Origin of the sequence: Buttiauxella sp. WJP83, from assembly GCF_027594725.1 — a bacterium.
Taxonomy (GTDB): domain Bacteria; phylum Pseudomonadota; class Gammaproteobacteria; order Enterobacterales; family Enterobacteriaceae; genus Buttiauxella; species Buttiauxella selenatireducens.
Window position 1 is genome coordinate 1,045,373 of record NZ_CP110080.1, and the last position, 17,149, is coordinate 1,062,521.

General features: G+C 51.1%; 13 protein-coding genes and 1 other RNA gene. 8 read left to right on the forward strand and 6 right to left on the reverse strand.

The window, feature by feature from the left end:
• Positions 1-8: 8 nt before the first annotated feature.
• Positions 9-785, forward strand: coding sequence for an EAL domain-containing protein (locus tag OH773_RS04855; RefSeq protein ID WP_270143536.1), 777 nt, complete (start codon positions 9-11; stop codon positions 783-785).
• A gap of 45 nt (positions 786-830) precedes the next feature.
• On the opposite strand, the gene OH773_RS04860 is transcribed toward OH773_RS04855, so the two are convergent.
• Together OH773_RS04860 and OH773_RS22400 are read right to left on the reverse strand one after the other, a co-directional pair.
• A complete protein-coding gene (locus tag OH773_RS04860; protein ID WP_270143538.1) occupies positions 831-1,136 on the reverse strand; it encodes a helix-turn-helix domain-containing protein in 306 nt (101 codons plus the stop codon).
• 67 nt (positions 1,137-1,203) lie between these two features.
• Positions 1,204-1,275 (reverse strand): ash family protein, encoded by a 72-nt coding sequence (locus tag OH773_RS22400; RefSeq protein ID WP_120066499.1) that lies wholly within the window; start codon positions 1,273-1,275, stop codon positions 1,204-1,206.
• A 695-nt stretch (positions 1,276-1,970) separates the two neighbouring features.
• On the opposite strand from OH773_RS22400, the gene OH773_RS04865 reads away from it, so the two are divergent.
• Positions 1,971-3,389 (forward strand): DUF2786 domain-containing protein, encoded by a 1,419-nt coding sequence (locus OH773_RS04865; protein ID WP_270143540.1) that lies wholly within the window; start codon positions 1,971-1,973, stop codon positions 3,387-3,389.
• A 184-nt stretch (positions 3,390-3,573) separates the two neighbouring features.
• Here OH773_RS04865 and ssrA read toward each other — a convergent pair.
• Positions 3,574-3,937, reverse strand: a transfer-messenger RNA (tmRNA) gene (gene ssrA / locus OH773_RS04870).
• Between the two features lie 648 nt (positions 3,938-4,585).
• On the opposite strand from ssrA, the gene OH773_RS04875 reads away from it, so the two are divergent.
• From OH773_RS04875 to OH773_RS04890, 4 genes are read left to right on the forward strand one after another with little or no spacing between them, the layout of a single operon-like run.
• Positions 4,586-8,656, forward strand: a complete 4,071-nt coding sequence (locus OH773_RS04875) for an Ig-like domain-containing protein (RefSeq protein ID WP_270143542.1) — start codon at positions 4,586-4,588, stop codon at positions 8,654-8,656.
• 12 nt (positions 8,657-8,668) lie between these two features.
• On the forward strand, positions 8,669-10,021 hold the full coding sequence (locus tag OH773_RS04880) for a TolC family outer membrane protein (protein WP_270143544.1): 1,353 nt from the start codon (positions 8,669-8,671) through the stop codon (positions 10,019-10,021).
• Positions 10,022-10,036: 15 nt separating this feature from the next.
• Positions 10,037-12,172, forward strand: coding sequence for a type I secretion system permease/ATPase (locus OH773_RS04885; protein WP_270143546.1), 2,136 nt, complete (start codon positions 10,037-10,039; stop codon positions 12,170-12,172).
• Between the two features lie 10 nt (positions 12,173-12,182).
• Positions 12,183-13,352, forward strand: coding sequence for an HlyD family efflux transporter periplasmic adaptor subunit (locus OH773_RS04890; RefSeq protein ID WP_270143547.1), 1,170 nt, complete (start codon positions 12,183-12,185; stop codon positions 13,350-13,352).
• Between the two features lie 187 nt (positions 13,353-13,539).
• Here the strand turns inward: OH773_RS04890 and smpB are convergent, their stop codons facing one another.
• Positions 13,540-14,022 carry an SsrA-binding protein SmpB gene (gene smpB, locus OH773_RS04895; RefSeq protein WP_183270330.1) on the reverse strand — a complete coding sequence of 161 codons (483 nt, stop codon included), beginning with the start codon at positions 14,020-14,022 and terminating at the stop codon, positions 13,540-13,542.
• Positions 14,023-14,176: 154 nt separating this feature from the next.
• On the opposite strand from smpB, the gene OH773_RS04900 reads away from it, so the two are divergent.
• Positions 14,177-14,614 (forward strand): type II toxin-antitoxin system RatA family toxin, encoded by a 438-nt coding sequence (locus OH773_RS04900; RefSeq protein ID WP_183270329.1) that lies wholly within the window; start codon positions 14,177-14,179, stop codon positions 14,612-14,614.
• A complete protein-coding gene (locus OH773_RS04905) occupies positions 14,604-14,894 on the forward strand; it encodes an RnfH family protein (RefSeq protein WP_270143548.1) in 291 nt (96 codons plus the stop codon). The genes OH773_RS04900 and OH773_RS04905 overlap by 11 nt, the downstream gene beginning before the upstream one ends.
• Positions 14,895-14,930: 36 nt before the next feature.
• Here the strand turns inward: OH773_RS04905 and bamE are convergent, their stop codons facing one another.
• Together bamE and recN are read right to left on the reverse strand one after the other, a co-directional pair.
• Positions 14,931-15,272: an outer membrane protein assembly factor BamE gene (gene bamE, locus OH773_RS04910; RefSeq protein ID WP_183270327.1), complete on the reverse strand. Its 342-nt coding sequence runs from the start codon at positions 15,270-15,272 to the stop codon at positions 14,931-14,933.
• A 188-nt stretch (positions 15,273-15,460) separates the two neighbouring features.
• Complete coding sequence (recN, locus tag OH773_RS04915) at positions 15,461-17,122, reverse strand: DNA repair protein RecN (RefSeq protein ID WP_270143550.1); 1,662 nt, start codon at positions 17,120-17,122, stop codon at positions 15,461-15,463.
• Between the last annotated feature and the right edge of the window lie 27 nt (positions 17,123-17,149).

The window sequence follows — 17,149 nt, forward strand, 5'->3', positions numbered from 1 at the left end:
GTCGCAATATGACACTGATAACAACTAAACCCACCGGGATGCGCTATGTCTTTCAGCCGATGTTCGATCGCGAGGGGAAACTCATTGCGGTGGAGTGCTTATCACGGCTCAATCCGTTGCAGCATGGCCATTCTGCTAACGTGGAACAGTTCTTCAGTCATGCGCCGCTGACATTACGCACGGATATTCTGCTGGAGCAAATCGCGCTGGTGGCGCAATACCAGTCCTGGTTTCGCGCCAACAACGTGATGGTGACGCTAAACATCGACGAACAGACGCTAATGGCGCTCGATGACGAGTTGATCTCGGAGTGTGTCAATGCAACGGGTTGCCTGCATTTTGAGATCAACGAGTTCTCCCGGACGCTCACCTGCCATAACCCGACATCACTGGCATTAAGCGAAAAATACTCGCTCTGGTTAGATGATTTTGGCTCCGGGTATGCGGGATTTAGCGCTTTGTCGGTTCAGCCGTTCCGCTATATCAAGACCGACAAATGCTTGCTGTGGAGCCTGTTTGAGAAGAAGAATGGCCAGGAGCTGATGTCATCCCTGCTGAGCTATTTTAATGCGAACCATTATCTGGTGATCGTTGAAGGCGTTGAGACACTGGAGCATCGCCGGTGGCTTGACGACATGCCATGGTTCGCGCTTCAGGGTCTGTTGTGGCAAGAGTGCAGCATCAAAACGCTGATGGCCAGAGCACCGGTTTATTCATTCCTGGGGGAAGGCGGGCAGGTTTGCGGACGCTGGGAAACTCGGGAATTTTACAGCAGTAATCTTTGACGGATTAAGCGCCACCGCACTGGATGGCGCTGCAATATATTGGTTTTACAAACTTGAATCTCGTTTCTGACGAGGCGATCGCATCAGGCGCACGACGGGTTTACGTGTCTTTTCATCAAAATAGCGGCTTGGCCAGATGGTTTCGGCGGGTACGCCAATCGCAAGACTTATCAGCATTTCCCCTTTTGCCCATGGGCGCGTGAGCGCATTGGCAAGCGTCGAAGAACTCAAACCCGCAGCACGTGATTCTGCCGCCAGTGAAGTGCCTTTCTTATGCAGCGCCGCGATGATATCGGCAGTGTGCCAGTCTTGTTGAAAGGGCAGGAAGGTAGGGCTGTGTGATAGTGTCATTTTCGCATTCTCCGTTGCAAGGCGATGAATGGCTACCACAAGAGGTGCAAATCTCATTGGTGGTAGCTCAGACGGAGTTTGCACTACCGGTCACAACGGATGCCGGCCAGTCCGAAGACTGCCCCGCCTGAGCCACCATTGATATATTGCGTTATTACGTGGAATTGTAACAGGCAAAAGGTGTGCGCAAGCCTCGACATATAAACTGAATTTATAAATCGACGTTGTGATATCCGGGGTGCAAATCCCGGCTGCGGATTTTGCCGCAGCGAGGCGACTATATCGTAAATCGAAGATGTTAACCAACCCGCTAATGAACGAAATGCGAGTTGTTTTCCAAAGATATTTTTTGATTTACAGGCGTTGCAATCGAACGGGGGGAATACCCGTATTTCAGACACAAAAAACAGCATAACTTTCACTATGCGGGCTTTAATGATTCTGTTGGAAGACTCTGAAGACACCTGATACGGAATATTAGGCTGGCGGACTCTTTGTTGAAGGGTTAACGTTATGTTTTATCAGGATTAAATAGTAAGTAAGTTATTAAAATTAAATCTATTAATAATTCTGAAACAAAATATCCTCTATTTCATTATGGTTAATTTCATCTGAAATCCCGTTACTGAATATATTGTTAGAATACTGTTTATATCTGTCGGTTAATGTTGGCACTTTTGTATTATATTTTCATTTCAGCCTTCCTCTCCCTTGTTTCATTCCAGTACTTCTTTGTAGCAATTGCGGAATATCAACATTCTCATAGAGTTCAGAAGATATATTTCAGCCCTCACTCATTCAGCGCATGGATGCCTGTCTTTAGAAGATTGTCTAATGACCGACAAAGCCAAACAAATTGAAAAAATCCGCAAACTGATGGCCCTTGCAGCACAGTCATCAAACGATGGGGAATCCGCTAACGCGTTCAGCCGCGCCCGCCGCTACATGGCGAACTATGGCCTGACCATGGAAGACGTGTACGGGAAAGGGGGACCTTCATCCGGGAACTCCGCAGAAAACGAACGGTATCGCCACGATGCACAGTCCGCCCGACAGCAGGCGGAGGCTGAGCGACGTGCGCGTGAGGCCGCGGAGAAAAAGAATGCGCAGTATGAAGCGGAAGAAAAGAAGCGCCGCGATGAGGAGTACTTCCGCCAGCAGGCCGAGAAAAAAGCCAGGGAACAGCAGCGCGAAGCAGATGAAGCCTTCCAGCGCCAGGCCCGCGAGTTTGAGGCCAGACGCCAGGCCGAAGCACGCGATCGAAAGGCCGCAGCGGATGCGCAACTGAAAAGCTCTTCTGCCGTTGAGCCGCCGAAGCAGTCTGCTTCCGCGCGTTGGAATGAAGCCAGTTTCAACAAGATAATGGTGGTCTGTGCCGTTTTGGCTGGATTGTATTTCTGGAGCCAGAACAGTAAATCTGACATCGTGGCCCCTGAACCGCAGCCAGTCACGAATACGCAAAGCCCGCCTGCGCAGCCGTCTCCAGCCCCTCAAGAGATCGCACCATTAACCATCAGCGGTTATTCAATCAAAAGCCAGAGTACACGGTACTGCGTGTCAGATGACATCAGTGACCCTGATCTGTCCACAATCCGTCGCGTGCAATTCGCTAACGATCACAGCCTGCGCATTGACAACAATAACGCGATGGGGCTGAAAGAGATGTTAGGCCATGGCGTTTATCGGCTGATTAATGACAATACCATCACCCTGTCCAGCGACGCGGTGATCACTGACATCACGGAAGGCGGACGCACATTCTCCTGTTACGGCTCGCTCAAACAGGCTAACCGGGCTGCCAGGGTGTTAGAAAACAAATACCAAGCGCAGATCGCGCAGGACAGAGCACCCGTTGCACCCATCCAACCTGTTGCACCTGCTGAGCCAGTACAACCGGTTGCACCACCCCGTCCACAAGGCATCAACATTTATGAATATTCAGCCAAAAGCCGTGATACCCGGAGCTGCCTTGAAGACGGCACTCAGTCCTATGAAGGTTCCAGCGTGAATTACAAATTGCAGACATTCTTCTTTGTGAGTCCGTCAGAAATTGCTTATGGCAAAAATACATCAGGCATACGTGTTATCCAGGCGGAAGGCAACGGTATGTACAAGCTTGAAACTGGCGATGAGGTGGGCGTGGACGTGTTTGGCACTATCCAACGTTACTGGACAAAAAACATGTCATTCACATGTTTTGCCGACAGCCAGGAACTTGTGCAGTACCTTTCCAACCGGGCGCCACAGCAGTGACTCGGATTATGTTTTTATAGACAGCGTTCTGATTTTAATGGTGTTTTCTGTCGCACTTTTGCTGAAAAGGCGAATGCAGTGAAATTTACCGGACAAATCCCAAACACAAAAAAGCCCGCATAACTTTCGCTATGCGGGCTTTCGACTTCATCATGTGGCTCTGGTAACCACTGACGGAGAATTTTGGTGGAGCTGGGGGGAGTTGAACCCCCGTCCGAAATTACTACGCCGTCGGTACTACATGCTTAGTCGTATCTTTACATTCGCCGGTTAGCTGCGGATAGACACGCCACTAACAAACTATCCTGATTAGTTTTAGTGCTTCAACCCCAGGCAAGGTTTACACACGATCTCTTTTGGGTTTGACTTCTCTTGATCCCCGTCTTAAGAGCGGAAGCTAGGGAGAGAAGGCTCTAAGCAGGGTATTAAGCTGCTAGTGCGTAGTTTTCGTCGTTTGCGACTATTTTTTTGCGGCTTTTTACGAGGCAAACCGCCCCTCGGCATGCACCTTGGGTTTCGCGAATCCCGTCGAATCCAGAATCAGCCCCACAAGTGTTGAATGAAGTATAACAGAACCTGATGCTGACGCGCCAGTCCATATCTTTGATGCTTTTGTATGAGTGCGCAAGGTAGGGCGGCACGAAGGATTGATTTGTTGATGGGGTGTACATAAAACAACCGGTTGCCACAAGCATAACCCGTATTCATTATAGGGTTATGTTTGTGGTGTTCTTGATAGCCACGTTTAAATAAAGGTTTTTGCTTGCGTGACTATAAATGAAAAATTTAATTTAGGGAGTTTTAAACGACCCATCAATTTATAATTTTTAGGCGTCATCTTTTATATTTTGATGATGTCAGTTGCGCAACGCTAAATGTTCGCCTACGCCGTTTATTATACCTGTCTCGTGTAAAACCAATACCCACCTTGTCAACTTATTCTTATTTTTTGTTCTCCATTGCTGAAAAGCAAAATGTTGTTTATATATTTTTTATTACGTAATTTTTCTTCGATATTCATGTTGTTTGAAAATTAAATTAAAACAATGAGTTATTTGGTTTTATTGTCCTGGTTCACATTTTTATACACAGCGTTTTTTCTGGGTAATTTATTACCTGGGAAGAATTGAGGTACTTCACACTTTTATTAAACGCATAACAAACTAAAACAGCGATTCTGTGCGAGGAAAAGAGCAATGGCGACGCAAAATAACCTTCCCGGTTCCGTCCGTATTACTGGATTCGATAACGGTGAGCAGATCAGTCAATTCTCTGGTGGGAGCGACCGTGTCGTGAATCTCACTAAACCCAGTATTGTGCGGGTGCAGGCCTCTCCGGAGAACGTCAATTATTATGAGCGTCAGGGCGATGACCTGATTGTCCATATGAAAGATGGCAGTACCGTTCGTTACCAGCATTTTTTTACTCTTGATGCTAACGGGCACCACAGTGAATTGTATTTTGATGATCTTGCTGGAAGCCATCACGCAATATTCCCATCGGCTAATGAGGCGGGTCCTGCAACCGCTCAAACTGTCGTGCCGACTTATGCTGAGAGTCCTGTTGTGGCTGCAGCAGGCGAAGATGGCAATAACAATGCCTTGTTGTGGATTGGCGCAGGGCTGTTAGCTGCGGGTGGGATCGCTCTTGCCGCAGGTGGTGGAGGCGGTGGAGGCGGCGGCGGAGGTGACAATAATAACAACGGTAACAGCAATGGCGGAAGTGATCCCGCCGCGCAACCGAAGGTTTCCACGCTAACGCTTAATCCTTTTGCGGGCGACAACGTTGTTAGTGCGGTAGAAACTCTTGAGAGCCAGACGGTTAGCGGCAGCACGCAGGCATTTAATGCGGGTCGCACAATCAGTATCACAATAGACGGCCAGACCTGGACCGGTACCGTTAACAGCGACGGTTCCTGGAGTATTAGTATTCCAACCAGTACCTTGCAGCAGCTTGCCGTGGGTACGCATACCATGACCGTCACGATGGTTGATGTAAACGGTGTGACCCTGACGCAGAGTCAAGATTTCACGGTGGATCTCACCGTACCCGCGCCGACTATTGATACCCCATTTGGCGACGGTTTTTTAAACCTTGCAGAGCAAGGGCAGAACCAAACTATTACCGGTAAAACCGGGATTACTGGGCCAGGTCAGGCTGTTGTGCTGGAATTTAATGGCCAGTCTTACACCGCGACGGTGGATGAAAACGGCAATTGGCAGGTCACTATACCCGCCAGTGCGCTGCAAGCGGTGCCGGATGGTGTTGCCCAGATGACCGTCACCGTCGTGGATGCCAATGGAAATACAGCCGAACAAAGTGTCGATGTTACGGTGGATACCGTCCCTCCTGCGTTGCTGATCAGTGACATTGGTAATAACGGCATCATTGATGGATTGATGGTTAATAGTGGTCAGGATCAGATTGTTCGCGGGACTTCAGACGCGAAAGAAGTGGGCGATAAAGTCACTGTTACCTTCAACGGCAAAACGTATGAGACAACTGTCGATCAGAATGGGAACTGGCAGGTCAATATTCCTGTGGCAGATTTAGCCGGCAAAGAGGGGAGTAACAACGTTAGCGCGGTGATTACCGATCCAGCAGGAAATACCACCGCAGCCAGTAAAGACTTCTCGCTTACATCCTCTGTTATCACCATCAATAATTTTGCTGGTGACAACGTGCTGGATGGCGCAGAAATGCAAATCAACCAGATACTCAGTGGCACAACTCAAAACATTCCGGTTGGGACGACCGTCGTTATCAATTTTGCAGGAACGACATTTAACGCTTTGGTGGAAACGGGTGGTGTCTGGCATTTAGATCTCACGCCTGCGCAATTAGCCTTAACGGATGGGTCATATACCATTTCTGTGACGGTTCCCGGCTATGTTATTACTGCCGTTAGCGAAAGTTTCACGGTGAATACCACGCAACCTGCTATTGCGATTGCGATTATCTCCACCGACGATGTTCTGAACGCCACTGAAATTCAGCAGCCGATTACCATCAGCGGCGTCACCACGCTCTTGGGCGCAGGCGTTATCGTCACATTCAATGGTAAAACTTACCCCGTCACCGCAGATGGAGAGGGCAAATGGAGCACTCAAATCCCTGCGGAAGATTTAGCAGGCCTGAAAGATGGCCCGTTTGATGTGCAGGCTCAGGCAACGCTTGGCGGTCAAACCGCTAACGTGTCTCACACATTTGTGGTTGATACCACTGCGCCGGTTATCACCTTTGATGCGGTCACGGCTGACAATATCGTTAACGCAGCGGAAGCCGGTGCGGCACTGACTATCACCGGTAAGATCTCGCCACTGGATGCAAATTTCATACACCAGGTCACGGTGACTATTAACGGCAAATCTTTCACCGGCAATGTGCACAGCGATGGAACCTGGAGTGTCCAGGCCGACGCAAATGTGCTCAATGGCGTGCAGGATGGCAATGTCACTATCCAGGCTTCGGTTAATGATGCGGCGGGAAATACGGGGTCGGCCAGCCATTTATTAACGCTGGACACCACGCCGCCAATACTCACTGTCGACAGCGATTTCTTGCAGGATGGCAAACTCAATTTTAGTGAATCACAAGTTGCCCAGATATTGAGTGGCCAGAGTGACGCAGGGGCGAAGGTGTCGCTGGTGATTAATGGCAAAACAATTCAGACGCTGGCTGATGGCAGTGGCCACTGGTCGATGATGCTGCCATCTGGCGACTTAAAAACCCTGAATCAAGGGGTAAACACGCTTGATCTAACGGCCACGGATGTGGCGGGAAACAGCTTTAAGGGCTCTGTTTCGATTGATGTCAAAACCACCGGGTTGCCGACTCTGGCGTTCGACACTCTTTTTGGCGATGGCGCGGTTAACGCATTCGAGGCTTTAGGTGGCGGGCTGATAACAGGAACCGCACATAACCTGCCTTTGGGGGCAGTTGTCACGGTGGTGATTGGTAGCTCGCCAGATACAGTTACGGCAACAGGTGAGGTTGATGCCTCTGGGCACTGGAGTGCCACAGTGTCGCCAAATGACATGAAAATACTGTCTGACGGGCTGTGTAGCGTGATCGTCACTGCTTCAGACGCTTACGGCAACGTCGGCACTGCAAGTGGATCGATGGATATCTTGATTCATCAACAACCGCACGCGGTGTTAACAACGCCATTGTTTGTTGATGGTTCTCTAAATCTTGCTGAGGCGCAGGCAGGTCAGGCTCTGACCGGAAACTCAGGAATAATAGGCAGCGGGCAATTCGTGTCTGTGCTGATAAACGGTAAGACCACAGTCAAAGGCGTTGTGGATAGCAACGGTAACTGGACCGTCCATCTTCCACCTAACGTGCTGCTGGCGTTGGCTGATGGCACCAACACCATTAGAGTCATGCTGACCGATCGCGCATCGAATCTTGGTGTTAGCCCTGATTATAGCTTCCAGGTTAGTACGCTTGTTTTACCTCTTTCCGCACTTGATACACTGGTTGGTGTCGGCGCGCTGAGCTACAACGAAACTCAAGCCGTGGGCGGGCAGGTGATTGCCGACAGCACAGGAACCTCAGCTGAAGGGCAAAGTGTTCAAACTATGCTCAACGGCGGGCTGGGTGGTGACATTATCTCCACCACACCACCTGTGGCACCAATGATGATGACGGCTTCAATGTCGGAATCCAACACTACCGGTGATGAAACCAGTACCACTCATTCCACTTCTACAACCAGCAGTAACACGACGGAACCCACTGAACATCTCGCTGACACAAGCGGCGATGCGGCGGCTTATACCATCGGCGGTTTGAGCATTGATCTCGCTGACGGCACCACCGTTAGCGGCGACACGCTGCATGGCAGCACCGGTAATGACATCGTTCATCTTTCAACGCTTGGTTTTGTGCAGATTGATGGTGGTGCAGGCACCGATACGCTGGTGCTGGATGGCGTCAACATGACCCTCGACCTGGTGGCGGAAGGCAGCAAAATCCAGCATATCGAAATCTTCGATTTGGGGCTTTCCGGCACCAACTCGATAACCCTTAACCTCAACGAAGCGCTAAATATCACCGATAAACCGGAGGACGACCTGCTGATTAAAGGGGCGAAAGGTGACCAGGTGAATTTGGTTCATGGCACAGGCGATGTATGGGAAGTCGCCGGGCAGCGGGAAATCAACGGTGTGGAATACGACGTTTATCACAACAGCTCACAGCTCAGCAGCAACACGCTGGGTGATGTGCTGATTCAGCAGGGGTTGCATGTGAATCTGGTTTAATGAGGCAAGATTATGGGGCGAAACGCTAAAAGGCAGATGGGGCCAGCACTGGCGATTATCGCCAGTTGCCTGGCAAGTGTGCCGCTCATGGCCGCCGAGCAATATAACTGGCAGGCCGCACCGAGCGAGCAATTACAGGCCCAATTAACCATTAAAGAGGCGATTTTGCGGGCGTTTGCCCGCAATCCTAAAATCGCACAGGCGGCGGCACAAATCAGCGTCGGCAAAGCGAATCTCGATGAAGCGCAAAGCGCCTGGTTTCCGCAAATTGCATTACAGGGTGGCTTTGGCCGCTCACATACCACGGATTCTGCCGGGTCATTAAACAGCAATGCCTCGGCAGGGGTGAATCTTAAACAGCTGCTGTGGGACTTTGGCAGAACGGGCGGCAGCGTCGACGAACAAGAGAATTTGTCGGATGCTTACCGCTTCCAGCTTTACGACACGCTCAACAGCGTGGGGCAACAAACGCTACAAACCTACCTGCAAGTTAAACGTTATCAGGCGTTGTCAGCAGCCGCTGAGCGCAATGTGCATTCACTCAATAGCGTGCTGGAGATGGCGAACCTGCGTGCGAACGCGGGGTTAAGTTCGCAGTCGGATGTTCTGCAAGCGCAAAGCCGGATTGCTGGCATGAACGCCTCGCTTGAGCAATATCGTGCGCAAACGCGCTCGGCTCAGGCGGCACTCAGCGTGCTAACCGGCGTGGTGTCCGACAACCTTCCCGACTTACCAGAAGATCTTTTGCGACAAAAGATTTCTCTGCAATCCCTTCCGTATGAACAAAACAGCGCAGTGCGCAGCGCACAGGCGAAACAGTTGGCGGCAGAGCAAAAAATCCGCCAGGCCCAGGCGCAGCACTACCCGACATTCTCTGTGCAGGCCGGGCGCACACGTTATGAGAACGACCATGGAGATTACTGGGATGACCAGGTGCAGCTCGTCGTTGATGCACCGGTTTACCAGGGGGGAGCCGTGAGCGCCCGAGTGGATGCGGCTGAGGGGGAACGCAGAAATGCTCAGGCCGAAGTGGAAGCCAGCAAGCTCGATGTGAACCAAAAGGCAGCGACGGCGTGGGCAGATTTGACCGGCGCACAACAGCGCCAGCAGGCGGGGGAAATGCAGTTTGCGGCAGCGGGTCGAGCGCGTGAGGTGTATGGCGATGAGTACCGGTTAAGCAAACGCAGCCTGAATGATTTATTGAGCGTCGAACAAGATGTATTCCAGGCGGATAGCTCGTCAATTACCGCCCGGTATGACGCCTGGGATGCAGCGGTACGTTACGCAGGGGCCGTAGATAATTTATTGAATATGCTCGGGATTGAGCGGCAGCAACTCACTGGGGATACGTTACCAGCACTTTAATAAAAGGGGTATTGCATGTCTCAATTGCCTGATACTGAATGCTGGATTGCCGCGATGGTGCGTGCCGCAGGGCGTTTTGGTTTACCTGCGGATGCGCCGGCGGTGCGTCAACAAATGCGCTGGTTTGAAAATCTTCCACTGCCTCATCGCCTGGAACGGTTAAGCGGGCTGATGGGACTGCAAATGCGCATCATGCCGAAAGAAAAAGTGCGCTGGCATACGCAAACGCTGCCCGTCATTGTGCAACTCGATAGCGGCGCACTGATTCTGTTGGAAGCATTAAGCGCGGAAGGGACGGTCAGCTACTGGCTGAGCGATGGGGGCGATCTGGTACGCGAAGAGTCGCTGGAAACCTTGCTGGCGCGGGTGGAAGCGGACGTGGTGTTATTGGGCATCGCGGCGCGTAGCAGTGATGCCCGCATAGATGACTTCACTAAGCCCTGGGAGCCACACTGGTTCTGGCAGCATTTCCGTCATGCCGGTCGCAAGCTGGTTGAGATTTCCCTCGCGTCGGTAGTGGGTAATGTGCTGGCACTGGCGGGGATTCTGTTTTCGATGCAGGTCTATGACCGCGTGATCCCTGCGCAATCTATCCCGACTTTATGGGTGCTGTTTTTCGGTGTGTTGTTTGCCGCTTTTTTGGAGTTTTTCATCCGTCTTTCCCGTACCCATATTTCCGACATTATGGGCAAACACATCGATCTCCACGTTTCCTCTCTGTTCTTCGCCCGGGCAATGGCGATTAAAAACGATGCCCGCCCGAAATCGACCGGATCGTTTATTTCCCAGTTGCGCGAAATTGATCAAGTGCGTGAGTTACTGACCTCCACCACCGTGGGGGCAGCAATGGATATGCCATTTGTACTGCTGTTCCTCGGGATCATGGCTCTGGTGGGTGGTGAACTGGTGCTGATCCCTTTACTGGCGATCCCGCTGATCGTGATTCCAGGCATTCTGGTGCAGTGGCCGATGGCAAAACTGGCTAAAGAAGGGATGCGTGAGAGTGCGGTGCGTAACGCGGTGCTGGTGGAATCCATCGAAGGGGTGGAAGACATCAAAGCCTTGCAGGCGGAGCCGTATTTTCAACGCCAGTGGGAACACTCTCATTCGGTTGGCGCGAATATCGGTATGAAGCAGCGAATCTGGGGCGCACGGCTGAGTGGTTGGGCATCGACGGTGCAGCAAATTACTTACGCCGGAATGTTGGTGTTCGGCAGCTATCTGGTGCTGGCAGGGGACATTACCACCGGGACGATGGTCGCCTGTAGTCTGTTATCTTCCCGCACTATCGCGCCATTGATGCAACTGACAATGGTCTTTTCCCGCTGGCAGCATGCCAAAACGGCGATGACAGGGCTGAATGAGTTACTTAAGAAACCCCTCGATAAAGATCCTCAGCGCAAGATGGCCCATTGCCCAGTGCTGGCGGGCCATTACCAGTTCCAGGATGCGCAATACAGTTACGATGTTGAAAAGGGCGAACAGGCGCTGGCGATTTCTTCTCTTGAAATTAAACCCGGTGAGCGCGTGGCAATACTGGGCAAAGTGGGCGCGGGGAAATCGACGTTACTGAAATTACTTTCCGGCCAGGCTAACACCAGCAAAGGCAAGCTGGTTATTGATGGCGTGGATATTGCCCATATCGACCCGGTGGATGTGCGCCGCCAGATTGGTTTTCTTTCTCAGGATTCGCGTTTGTTCTTCGGCACGTTGCGCCAGAATTTGATGCTTGGGCACCCGCATGCCAGCGAAAGTGAGTTACTCCAGGCGCTGCGCATTAGTGGCGCGTTGTCGATGGTGCAACAAGATGCGGCCAGTCTTGACCGAATTATCAACGAAGGCGGGCGAGGGTTATCCGGCGGGCAACGGCAAATGGTGCTGCTGAGCCGCCTGATCGTGCGCAATCCACAAATCGTTTTGTTAGATGAACCGACGGCTTCTATGGATGAGCAACTCGAGGCTTATGTGATTCGGCAACTGCAAAACTGGCTGGTAGGGCGCACCCTGGTGCTGGTGACGCATCGCCCGGCGTTGCTGAAATTGGTCGACCGAATTGTGGTGATGGAGAACGGTAAAGTGGTGGCCGACGGGCCGCGCGACACCATTCTTAATCAGGCTCAACGCAACAGCAATGTGGCTTCTATCGCCTGAGGAGTTTCCCATGAGTCAATTAAGTCTTCAGGATGATCTCGCTCGCCAGGGACGCTTTTATTCATCGGTGGTGTGGTTAACGTTGCTGGGATTGTTGGGTTTCGCGGGTTGGGCGTGGTTTGCCACACTCGATGAAGTGACGGTAGGAACCGGGAAAGTGACGCCATCGAGCCATGCGCAGCTGATTGAAAGCCTGGACGGTGGGATTGTTAGCGCGTTATTGGTGCATGAAGGCGATATCGTCAATAAAGGGCAAATGCTGGCGCGTCTCGATCCGACTCGTTTTCAGTCTAACTACGGTGAAGCCGCCGCCAGGGCGCTGGCTCTGCGGGCATCCTCTGAACGTTTGCGTTCTGAGTTAAGCGGTGAGCCGCTGCGCTTTAGCGCAGAGTCACTGCGTGCGCCTGATTTGGTGGCGCGTGAAAAGCAACTCTACGATTCACGGCGTCGGAATCTGGATGAAACCGTCGCCAATTTGCAGAGTTCTTACAAGCTGGTGATGGAAGAGTTGAGAATGACGCAACCGCTGGTGGCGAAAGGGGCGGCGGGGGCTGTAGAGGTTATCCGCTTGCAGCGCCAGGCGACCGAGTTGAAAGGCAAAATCGACGATGCGCGTAACCAATTTGCAGTGCGCGCTCGCGAAGAGCAGGTGAAGAATAACGCCGAGCTGGATGCGCAGTTGCAAGTGATGGCGGGTAAAGCGGATCAGCTGGACCGCGCGTCACTCTTTTCCCCAGTACGTGGGGTAGTGAAAGATGTGCAGGTAACGACCGTCGGCGGCGTTTTGCCTCCGGGCGGCAAACTGATGGAGATTGTGCCGCTTGAAGATCAGTTACTGATCGAAACGCGTATCAACCCACGAGATATTGCCTACATCAGGCCAGGACTTGCGGCGACGGTGAAAATCACCGCTTATGATTCATCAATCTATGGAAATTTACAGGGAACGGTAGAAGTGGTTTCGCCGGATACCTTGCAGGATGAAGTGAAGCGTGACCAATACTATTACCGGGTTTATGTTCGCACCCAAAACGCAGAGTTGCACAATCGTAGCGGAAAACGCTTCCCTATTTTGCCGGGCATGGTGGCAAGTGTAGAAATCAAAACTGGGCAAAAAACGGTAATGGATTATCTGGTGAAGCCGTTGAACAAGGTGAAGGAATCACTGCGCGAGCGGTAGCTTGAGGAAATAGTTTGGGGGCTTTAGTGGATGGCGTGTTGCCATCCATCAAATATTTATACCCAAAATAATTCGAGTTGCTTAAAGGCGGCAAGGCCGTAAATCCCCAGGAGCTTACACAAGTAAGTGACTGGGGTGAGCGGGAGTAGCCAACGCATAAGCAGCTTGAAGTATGACGGGTATAAGCTTAACGACCTGCGTGTTTCATGATACGGGCTTTATCAACCGCCCATTCTTTGTCTTTCACATCATTACGCTTGTCGTGCTGTTTCTTACCTTTCGCCACGCCGATTTTCACTTTGCACCAGGCATTTTTCCAGTACATCGACAAAGCGACAACGGTGTAGCCTTCACGGTTAATACGCCCGTACAGGTTATCAAGCTCACGCTGGTTAAGCAGAAGTTTACGGGTGCGCGTTGGGTCGCACACGACATGACTTGAAGCCACGTTTAATGGGGTAAAGTTGGCACCAAACAAGAACGCTTCGCCATCGACCAAAATGACGTAGCTATCACCGATGTTGGCCTTCCCGGCACGCAGAGATTTTACTTCCCAGCCTTGTAGCACGAGTCCCGCTTCAAACTCATCTTCGATAAAGTATTCATGGCGGGCGCGTTTGTTTTGCGCAATGGTGGCTGAACCTGGTTTGTACGCTTTTTTCTTTGTCATAGTGCTGCTCAGTATAAGTAATCCAGGAGTTCAAATACACCCCGCTTCGCTGCGAGGATGAAGGCATATCTTAGCACGGCTCTGGGCTAAGAGTTTTTCTTTGCATGATGATAAATGGTATTATTTGCGTGTTTTGTGACTCTCAGGAAATGCTATGCCTCAGATTACCCGTACTGCGCTGGTGCCTTATAGCGCGGAGCAGATGTATCAATTAGTTAACGATGTGAAATCCTACCCTGATTTTTTACCGGGTTGCACTGGCAGCCGGATCATTGACGCGTCGCATGATCAGATGACGGCGGCGGTAGATGTTTCCAAAGCGGGGATCAGCAAAACGTTCACCACGCGTAACTCGCTTACCAGCAATCACAGTATTCTGATGCATCTTGTCGATGGGCCATTTAAGTCATTGATGGGAGGCTGGAAATTTACACCACTGAGCGCGGAAGCATGCCGTATCGAGTTCCAGCTCGATTTTGAGTTTACGAATAAACTTATCGAGTTGGCTTTTGGTCGTATCTTCAAAGAGTTAGCGGGAAACATGGTTCAGGCGTTCACCGTTCGTGCCAAAGAGGTCTACAGTGTCGCCTGATATCACGGTTGAAGTCGTTTATGCGCTGCCGGAAAAGCAGTATTTGCTCAAAGTCAGAGTTGCAGAGGGCACAACGGTTGAGCAGGTAATTACCAAGTCAGGCATTCTTGAACTGCGTACGGATATCGATCTGGCGAAGAATAAAGTTGGCATTTTTAGCCGTCCGGTAAAATTGACCGACACGGTTAATGAGGGGGATCGGGTGGAAATTTATCGCCCACTGATTGCCGATCCTAAAGAGCTCAGACGCCAACGAGCAGAAAAATCCGCTAAGAAGTAGCCAAAAAAAAGGTGCCATCGGCACCTTTTTTGTTGGTTATTCGTTTTCCAGCTTCGGCTTGTTGTCGATGTTGGTCAACACACCGCTGCTGTTGAAAGTCAGCGTCAGCGTTTGCTGAGTCACTTTTTCATGGCCTGGTTGCTGGCGGAAGACATAGAACCAGGTACTTGTACCGAATGGATCAGTCATCATTGGCGTACCCAAAGCATACGCAACTTGCTGTTGAGTCATGCCAGTACGGATCTTTGACACATCGTTCTGTGTCAGGTAGTTCCCCTGGTTAATGTCGGGGCGGTAAACCACTCGCTCCAGAGTGGAACAGCCTGCGGTCAGCATAAGAAGAACCGCTGCGGCAGCAGTCAGCGTTTTACAGCGCATAGTGATTTGATTCCTTTTCGGGCCCGAGCAGCACATGGCTCATTCATAATATGCCGATGATAATAAACCTTTACGCAGTTTAAAACATTAAGGCGCTTAACTCTGACCCTGGTACGGCAAAAAAGTTGGCTTAAAACATGCTCAATTAACAATATGCTGACTGAGCGATTGTTTTTTGAACGATAAAGTTAAGCCGCCAGCAACTCTTTTGCGTTGGCAAGCGTGTTACGAGTGACTTCGCTCCCTCCAAGCAAACGGGCTAATTCTTGCAGGCGTGAGCGTTTGTCTAGCGGCTGCATGTGAGTTTCAGTCATCTCACCATCGGTTTCTTTACTGACAAAGAAGTGATGATGGCCGCACCCGGCAACTTGCGGCAGATGCGTTACGCACATGACTTGGGTGGACTCACCTAACTGACGTAATAATTTACCGACAACGGCTGCCGTTGGGCCGCTGATCCCGACATCCACTTCATCGAAAATGAGTGCAGGTGTTTCCATTTTGCGCGCGGTGATGACCTGAATGGCGAGGGCGATACGTGAAAGCTCGCCGCCGGAGGCCACTTTTGCCAGTGGCTGTAATGGTTGTCCTGGGTTAGTACTGACGCGGAAGTCGATGCGGTCAGCCCCTTCAGCGGTCAGATGGTTTTCATTAAATTCAACATCAATGGCTAGCTTACCGTGTGGCATCGACAACGAATGCATACTTGCGGTAATCAATTGGCAAAGCTCTGCTGCATAATGCGCACGGCGCTGATGCAGCTCCTGCGCGATGCTCAGTGCTTGTTGGTGATGGAGTGTTACCGCCTGCATTAATTCATCTTGAGAACTGGCTTGATCATCAAGCTGTTGTAGCTCTTCGAGGAGCTGTTGATGGAACAATGGCAGTTCTTCCGGCGAAATGTGGTGTTTACGGGCCAACGAGATTTGCCTGGAGATGCGTTGTTCCAGTTCATACAGACGATTAGGGTCAAGATCCAGACGGTCACAATAATGACGCAGTTCATCGCTGGCTTCCGTAATCTGAATAGTGGCCTCTTCAAGCATGTTTAAAACACCTGAAAGTTTGCTATCCATCCCAACCAGTTCTTCCATTAAATGACGCGCGGTATACAGCTGGCTTTGCAGATTGTTATCTTCGCCATCAGCGAGGATAGCTAACGCTTGCTGGCTGACGGAGATCAATTGCCCACTGTTCGCCAGGCGTTTGTACTCTTCATCAATCTGCTCAAATTCACCGGCAATTGGCGAAAATTCATTGAGTTCTTTCAGTTGATACTGAAGCAGTTCAGTACGCGCTGCACGTTCCTGAGCCAGTTGCTGATGTTGCGCCAGCGAGCGACAGCTTTGATGCCATTCGCGGTAGCTTTCTGCCATTTTGGCAAGCAGAGCCGGTTCACCCGCATAACCATCCAGCAGATTTTTTTGATGTTCTGGTTTCAACAAAAGCTGATGTGCGTGCTGGCCATGAATTTGAATCAGCATCTGACCGAGGTCGCGCAACTGAGAAAGGGGAACCGCCGTTCCGTTGATGAAGCCGCGTGAACGTCCATCGCTGCTAATGACGCGGCGCAGCAGACATTCACGTCCATCATCCAGCTGGTTTTCTTCCAGCCAGCGCAGGGCGGCAGGGGTATCTTTAAGTGAGAATCGGGCACAAAGATCGGCACGGCTGGCACCCTGGCGAACCATATCGGCTTCCGCACGACCACCGAGGCACAACCCTAAGGCATCAATCGCAATGGATTTACCGGCACCTGTTTCACCGGTAATGGCGGTCATGCCGTGGTGAAAATCAATTTCCAGTTCACGAACAATGGCGAAGTTACTGATGGTGAGTTGTGCCAGCATAATTGCTTTCCTGTATGAAAAGACATG